At 70.9% G+C, this 6,000-nt stretch carries 5 protein-coding genes; all 5 read right to left on the reverse strand.

Going from position 1 to position 6,000, the window contains the following annotated elements:
• Positions 1 to 32 precede the first annotated feature (32 nt).
• Positions 33 to 656 carry an RcpC/CpaB family pilus assembly protein gene (locus tag ABZ622_RS16540; RefSeq protein ID WP_360543627.1) on the reverse strand — a complete coding sequence of 208 codons (624 nt, stop codon included), beginning with the start codon at positions 654 to 656 and terminating at the stop codon, positions 33 to 35.
• Between the two features lie 235 nt (positions 657 to 891).
• Entirely contained in the window at positions 892 to 1,725 is an 834-nt protein-coding gene (locus ABZ622_RS16545; RefSeq protein ID WP_360543629.1) for an S-methyl-5'-thioadenosine phosphorylase, read from the reverse strand.
• 259 nt (positions 1,726 to 1,984) lie between these two features.
• Entirely contained in the window at positions 1,985 to 2,347 is a 363-nt protein-coding gene (locus ABZ622_RS16550) for an FmdB family zinc ribbon protein (protein WP_259928473.1), read from the reverse strand.
• 66 nt (positions 2,348 to 2,413) lie between these two features.
• Complete coding sequence (locus ABZ622_RS16555; protein WP_360543632.1) at positions 2,414 to 3,697, reverse strand: MFS transporter; 1,284 nt, start codon at positions 3,695 to 3,697, stop codon at positions 2,414 to 2,416.
• A gap of 547 nt (positions 3,698 to 4,244) precedes the next feature.
• Positions 4,245 to 5,840: a potassium/proton antiporter gene (locus ABZ622_RS16560; protein WP_360543648.1), complete on the reverse strand. Its 1,596-nt coding sequence runs from the start codon at positions 5,838 to 5,840 to the stop codon at positions 4,245 to 4,247.
• Positions 5,841 to 6,000 lie beyond the last annotated feature (160 nt).

The raw sequence follows: 6,000 nt of genomic DNA on the forward strand, positions 1-6,000 counted from the left end.
GGTCAGGTGACTTGATCGTTCATCGGTGCGAATCAATGTAGGGTCACCGCCAGTCGGGACGAGATGCCCGCACCGGCCAGTGCGGTGGCCGTTTCCCGGGGGACGGCCAGCACGATCAGCGCACCGTCCTGCGTGGAGCCGTCGGAACCCTCGAAGCCCGCGGCGCCGTCCACCGAGGTGTGCGGCACCTCCGCCACCCGCGCGCCCTTCGCCAGAACCTGGGCCCCGACGCCGGTCCCGCCCCGGGACTCCCCGGCAGCGATCACGTCGACATGATCGCCCGGCCGCAATAAGCGCACCGCCCCCGCATCCGCGATCCGGACCGGCGCGGACACCAACCGGGCAGGTCGCCGCGCCCGCTCCGGCGCCGCCCCCGCCGTACCACCGGATCCCGCCCCGTACGCGGCACTGCCGCCCGCTCCCGCACCGCCACCGCCCAGCCCCGTGGCGGCGAGTGCGGCGGCCGTCAGCGCCAGCCCGGCCGCGAGGGCGCGACGCTGCCGCCACAATGCCCGCCGCAGCCGGTGCGCACCGCCTCCGCGCACCCGCAGCGGTTCGAACGCGGGCACCCCGCAGGGCGGCGGCGCCGGTGACGGGGACGGCAACGGCGGGAATGGCGTGGGGGACGGGGAAGACACTGACGACGCCGAAGACACTGACGACGCGGAAGACGCGGAAGACGCGGAAGACGCGGAAGACGCGGAAGACGCGAGCATGGTCGATACCACCTGCTGTGAGGAGTGCGTGGGAGCTTCGGACGAACACCCCTCACGATCCACCGTCCGCGAGATTCCCGCTGATGCCTGTGGACAGCCTCGGAGTTGTGGAAAACTCCGTCACCCGCTCCACGCCACCCGCCGTACAGCGCCCCGCCCCGTGGCACCCGCCCCGCTAAGGAAGCTCGATGCCCGGCTTCAGCCCATCCAGCGCGTGCGAGCACAAACAGTCCCGGTCCGCCTCCGCCGGCAGCGCGGCCACCACGTCGAAGAGGACGGAGCGCAGCCGGTCCACGTTGGCCGCGAACACCTTCAGCACGTCCCCGTGCGAGACGCCGTCGCCGGCCTCCGCTCCCGCGTCCAGGTCCGTCACCAGGGTCATCGTCGTGTAGCACAGGCCCAGCTCACGGGCCAGGACGGCCTCCGGGTGACCGGTCATCCCGACCACCGACCAGCCCATCGCCGCATGCCAGCGCGACTCCGCACGGGTCGAGAAGCGGGGCCCCTCGACGACCACCAGCGTCCCGCCGTCCACCGGATCCCAGTTCTCCGCGCGTGCCGCGGCCAGTGCGGCCCTGCGCCCCTCGGGGCAGTACGGATCGGCGAAGCCCAGGTGCAGGACGTTCGGCTCCGCCCCGTCGGCCCGGGTCTCCCCGTCGTAGTACGTCTGCGTCCGGGCCTTGGTGCGGTCCACCAGTTGGTCGGGGACGAGCAGGGTGCCCGGTCCGTACTCCGGACGCAGGCCGCCCACCGCGCACGGGCCGAGGACCTGACGTACGCCGACGGAGCGCAGCGCCCACATGTTGGCCCGGTAGTTGATGCGATGCGGCGGCAGGTGGTGGCCGCGTCCGTGGCGGGGGAGGAAGGCGACCCGGCGGCCGCCCACCTCGCCGAGGAAGAGGGAGTCGCTCGGCGGTCCGTACGGGGTGTCCACGCGCACCTCCGTGACGTCCTTCAGGAAGGAGTACAAGCCCGAGCCGCCGATGACACCGATCTCTGCGTTCACCATGCGATCACAGTAGCGGCGCGCGAAAACACCGGGATGCCCGCCCGGACGCCGACATCCCCGCATGCCCGAAAGCGCCCGGATCCCCGCACGCCTTGGGAAAGCCGGGATCCCCGTACGCCGGGAAAGCCGGGATCCCCGCACGCCTTGGGAAAGCCCGGATCCCCGTACGCCGGGAAACGCCGGGATCCCCGTACGCCCGGAAACGCCGTGAGCCCCGCCGAACGGATCGGCGGGGCTCACGGTGGAAGTGCGGTTCGGCTCAGGCGGCCGATGTGCCGCTCGTCGAAGAAGCGGACGACGAGGACGACGTGGAGGAAGAAGAGGAGGCGGAGGACTTCGAGTCGGATCCCGTCGATGCCGACGACGTCGAAGACGACGAGGAATCGGACGAAGCGGAACCGGAAGCCTTCGCCGAGGACGAAGCCGGCGTGCTGCTCGACGAGGAGCCGCGGCTGTCGTTCCGGTAGAAACCGGAACCCTTGAAGACGATGCCGACCGCCGAGAACACCTTCTTCAGGCGTCCATCGCAGCTCGGGCACACGGTGAGGGCGTCATCGGTGAACTTCTGCACCGCCTCGAGGCCCTCGCCACATTCGGTGCACTGGTACTGATAGGTCGGCACTTGCTCCTCCTGGCACTCTGACTCAATGAGTGCTAACGACGCTCCATACTGACGTATTCCGCAGCATCAGTCCACCGTGACCGGCTTCCGGTGACCGACACCACGTGCCACGGTCCGTCCCTGGGCGGCCGGCACGAGCCTGGAACGCAGCGAAACCAGGGTGATCAGCGCCAGTACGGTCCCCACGAGCGGCACCAGGAAACCGGTGGCGGCACCGTGGGCGTCCGCGAGCTGTCCGGCGACCGTCACGGCCGCCGCCTGGCCGAGTGCGACCGAGCCGGTCAGCCAGGTGAACGCCTCGGTCCGGGCGGACCCCGGCACCAGCGCCTCGACCAGCGTGTAGCCGCTGATCAGGGCCGGGGCGATGGAGAGCCCGACCAGAAGCCCGAGTCCGGCCAGCAACGGCACCGAGTGCACCGCCCACAGTCCGGACGCGGTCACGGTGAGGGCCGCGTACCCGACGATCAGCCGCCGCCGCGGCCCGCTCTTCCAGGCGATGGCGCCGCAGGCGATCCCGGCCAGCATGTTGCCGGCCGCGAAGACGCCGTACAGCAGGCCGTTCGCTCCCGGGCGGCCGATCTCCTCGGCGAAGGCGGTCAGCGAGACCTGCATGCCGCCGAAGACCGCGCCGATCCCGAGGAAGGTCACCGCGAGCACCCGCACGCCCGGCACGGACAGGGCGGAGACATGCCGCTGGGAGGTGCCGGAATCGGCGTTGCGCACCGCGGGCTGGGTGCGGCGCTGTGCGGCGAAGAGCAGCCCTCCGATCAGGGTCAGTGCGGCCTCCGTGATCAGACCGGCCGCCGGGTGCACGCCGGTGCACAGCGCGGTGGCTAGCACCGGGCCGATGACGAAGGTGAACTCGTCCGTCACCGATTCGAAGGCGGCCGCGGTGGACATCAGCGGCGAGGCCTCACGGCCCGGCGCCGCGCCGAGCACCGCCGCCCAGCGGGCCCGCACCATCGGTCCGACCTGCGGAACGGACGCACCCGTCGGCACGGCGGCGACGAACAGCGCCCACAGGGGCGCGTCCGCCAGCGCAAGCGCCGTCAGCACCGCGACGGACGCGGAGTGCACCAGCACGCCGGGCAGCAGCACGGCGCGCTGGCCGAAGCGGTCGGCGAGCTTGCCGGTCTGTGGTGCGAACAGGGCCATGGAGACACCGGTCACCGCGGCGACGGCGCCCGCGCTGCCGTACGAACCGGTGGTGTGCTGGACCAGGAGCACGATGCCGATGGTCAGCATCGCGAAGGGCTGCCGTGCGGCGAAGCCCGGAAGAAGAAATGTCCACGCACCCGGGGTGCGCAGCAACTGCCCGTATCCGGGGCGGTCGGTGACCGTGGACGCCACGGTCCATGCCTTTCTGCCGCCTGGTGGCCGAGCTCCCGTCGGGCGGCCGGCACGGATGGGTGCGGGCTCGTTCGTGCGGGTGCTGCCGAGAGCTGTCCTCTTCGCGCGGAACTGCGGTAGATGCCGGGCGCTCAGCAGAGGCGGAGGACGCCACGACCGCCATACGGTCGCGCCAGCTCTGCATCAGGCAGAGTTGGTCGTTCGGGTTGGTCGTTCGGGTCGTTCGGGTCGGTCGGTCGAGTTGGCCGATCGGGTCGACCGGCCCCGCGACGGAGGTCGATCGATCCCTTCACGATACAGGCAGGGTCCCTTGTGCACCTGTGAATGTGCGCAAGGGCTCCCATCGATGCCTCGGATCGCAAGCAGGTGCCTCGGATCTCGAACAGTCACGGGAAGCTCCCGCGCAGTCACGGCAAGCTCCGCGTAGTCACGGAAGTACCCGCGCAGTCACGGAAGCATCCGTGAAGTCGCGGGAAACCCCTGCGCAGTCACGAAAACCCCCGCACAAGTCACGGAAGCTTCCGCTCCCGCAGCGCGTGCTCTCAGTTCAGTGGTGGGTCTTCGGACCGCCCCCGCCCGTCTTCCCCAGCCGTTTCACGGCCTTCAGCGCATGTGACACGTCGTGCTGCACCGCATCGCGTGCAGCATGCGGCCCCGCATGGCCCACGTCCCCGGAGCCTCCGCTACCGCCGCCGCCTCCGCTGCCACTCCTGCCACCGGCCCCCAGCCAGCCCGCGAGCTTGCCGCCCTGGCCGACCGCGTGCAGCCGTTCCTCCGCCGCGTCGCGCACCGGATCGGTGGTGATCACCAACAGCTCGTCGCCGCGCCGCAGCACGGTGGAGGGCGCCGGTACGAAGCTCTTGCCGTCCCGTACGACGAGGGTGACGGCGGCCCCGGCGGGCAGCCGCAGCTCCCCCACCTCCACGCCGTGCATCTTCGACCGGGCCGGGATCGCGACCGAGAGCAGATGACCGCGCAGCCGCTCCAGCGGCGCCGACTCGATGCCCAGGTCGGCGGCCTCGGTCGGATCGTCGGCGATCTTCAGGGCCTTCGCCAGCCAGGGCAGGGTCGGTCCCTGGATGAGGGTGTAGACGATGACCAGCACGAAGACGATGTTGAAGACCCGGGTGGAGCCCTCGACCCCGGCGACCATCGGGATGGTCGCCAGGATGATGGGCACGGCGCCGCGCAGCCCCGCCCAGGACATGAGCGCCTTCTCCTGCCAGGGCAGCCGGAACGGCGCCAGCGAGATGAAGACCTCCAGCGGGCGCGCCACCACGGTCAGCACCAGCCCCACGATGACCGCGGGCCAGAAGTCGTCGAGCAGGTCGTGCGGCGTGACCAGGAGACCGAGCAGCACGAACATGCCGATCTGTGCCAGCCAGCCGAGCCCGTCGGCGAAGCCGCGGGTGGCGGGCCAGTGCGGCAGCTTGGCGTTGCCGAGGATCATCGCGGCCAGGTACACGGCGAGGAAGCCGCTGCCGTGGACCAGGGCGCCCGCCGCGTATGCGGACACCGCGATGGCCATGACGGCGATCGGGTAGAGGCCGGACGCGGGCAGCGCCACATGACGCAGTCCGTACGAGCCGAGCCAGCCGACGGCGATGCCCATGGCGGCGCCGATCGCGAGTTCCAGCGCTATCTCGCCGACCAGTACGTACCAGCTGTCCACCGGCCCCTTGGTGGAGAAGGCGACCACCAGGATCACCACGGGGGCGTCGTTGAAGCCGGACTCGGCCTCCAGCACGCCGGTGACCCGGGCCGGCAGCGGCACCTTGCGCAGTACGGAGAAGACCGCGGCGGCGTCCGTCGACGAGACGACCGCGCCGATGATCAGGGACTGCCGCCAGTCCAGGCCGACCAGGTAGTGCGCCCCGGCCGCCGTGACACCCACGCTGACCGCGACGCCGACCAGCGAGAGCATCACCGCGGCCGGCAGCGCCGGTTTGATCTCTTTCCACTTCGTGCCGAGGCCGCCCTCGGCGAGGATCACGACCAGTGCGGCATAGCCGATGACCTGGGTCAGTTCCGCGTTGTCGAACTTGACGTCGAAGAAGCCGTCCTGCCCCATGGCGATCCCGATGCCGAGGTACAGGAGCAGGCTGGGGAGCCCGCTGCGCGAGGAGATGCGCACCGCCGCCACCGCGACGAGCAGTACGAGTGAGCAGACGAGCAGGAGTTCGTTGAGCGTGTGGACAGACAGTGGCCGTTCCTTCCCTGCGTACGCCTGCCGAGTCGAACGTGTCGATCTGATCGGACGGTGCGATCCGATCGGGCGGCCCGATCTGATCGCACCGTCCGAT

This window comes from Streptomyces sp. NPDC007164 (genome assembly GCF_040634135.1).
Classification (GTDB): domain Bacteria; phylum Actinomycetota; class Actinomycetes; order Streptomycetales; family Streptomycetaceae; genus Streptomyces; species Streptomyces sanglieri.